Here is a 1441-nt window from a genome sequence, read left to right as displayed (position 1 = left end):
TCTGGTAGCCAAGCTTTTAGTAAAAGTACTAAGAGTTATGGTGTTGGTGTAAGTTTCACTGGAAGAGTTTATGGAGATATTAATGCTTTAAATCATTCATATAGAGGTAAGATGACTGCTAAAATTACTTCTGGAAGCTCAAAAGTAAAAAAGATACAAACTACCGTGACAAATGTTGCTTATGGATTATTAGGTAATGGTGTAACTTACGTAGGTATAGTGTACAACGGTTGAAAATCTAGTAGTACCACAAAAAACAAAACCTCTTGGAGTATGGATGAGACTGTTAAATATGGTGGTGTAGCTGTTGTATATACTTATACTAACGCTTATACTAGAATCACCACTACAACTGGTAGTTTTAATTTATACGCATTTTAATTTTTAAGGATGATAATATATGATTACTTTTAGCCCGTCAGGCTTGATAACATTTCTAATAATTGTTGGCTTAATAGGCTTTTTAGTCTTTAAAATTGTTAAGAAGCTGAAAAGAAAATAAAAAAGGACCTACTGTTTTGTATAGTAGGTTCTTTTTTATACTCTATACATCTTTAGTTAACATAATCACTCTTTCCGGAACACAACCCAAAAAAGAACCCTTGGTAGACAAGGGTTCTAAGACAGCCACCTTTTCAGGAGTATGCAGCTTTTTATACATCCTTGATATGACGGGGTTCTCCTTACAGGTGGTCGGAGAAATGATGCATAAAAAGCACACCTTTTATACATATGCAGAACGTTTCAAATAATTGATTTTGTATACAAATATGATATATTAAAAGTCAGACTATTTTTTACAAATTTCAACGTAACCCTATTTTTGAGCAACCTCGCTTCCACTGGCGAGGTTGCTTTTTATTTTGTATATATACCAACACATTAAAAATATCCTCTAATTACAGAACGTGGTAATCTATGAATGTTTCATACTTCGGATACGTATGAACAAACCCTTACAAAAAAGCAACCTCGTTCATTGGCCAATGCCGAGGTTGCTTTTTTGTTATTTTCAATAGCTCTATTTAATCTTTTCTAATTCATTCAACATCTCATCAATAAATTGACTAATCTCTACCGTGTTACTACTTGTATAACCCTCTTTGAATGCCGTTTCTACCAACGATTTTCTCTCTTTTTCAATCTCCACTGTTAAAGCTTCTTTTAAAATCACTTTATGAGACTCCAATATTCCCCTCACCCATTTGCTTTTAATAGCAAAACGAATACAAGGTTGATCATTCTAAAAGCGATCAACCTTGTATTCATTTTATCTTTTTATTTTCATACAAGTATTTTACAGTATACAAATGTCCTTATACAATGGAATTTTATCTTTCAATCTCTTATTACTTATCTTGAAATCAAAACTTGTCATACAAATTTTAATTTTTTATCTTCACAACCAAAAAAGTTTGTGATATACTTCACATATAAAGAT

General features: G+C 31.6%; 2 protein-coding genes. One reads left to right on the top strand and one right to left on the bottom strand.

What is annotated here, in order from left to right; genetic code table 11:
- A partial coding sequence (locus FA014_RS20395; RefSeq protein ID WP_195969399.1) for a hypothetical protein occupies positions 1-234 on the top strand: 234 nt, incomplete at its 5' end.
- Positions 235-1021: 787 nt separating this feature from the next.
- Here FA014_RS20395 and FA014_RS19450 read toward each other — a convergent pair.
- Positions 1022-1201 carry an aspartyl-phosphate phosphatase Spo0E family protein gene (locus FA014_RS19450; RefSeq protein ID WP_230323457.1) on the bottom strand — a complete coding sequence of 60 codons (180 nt, stop codon included), beginning with the start codon at positions 1199-1201 and terminating at the stop codon, positions 1022-1024.
- Positions 1202-1441: the final 240 nt, after the last annotated feature.

This window comes from Cellulomonas hominis (assembly GCF_005239125.1).
Taxonomy (GTDB): Bacteria; Actinomycetota; Actinomycetes; order Actinomycetales; family Cellulomonadaceae; genus Cellulomonas; species Cellulomonas hominis_A.
The sequence above is the reverse complement of the archived record's forward strand: the minus strand, read 5'-3'. Positions and strand labels throughout refer to the sequence as shown.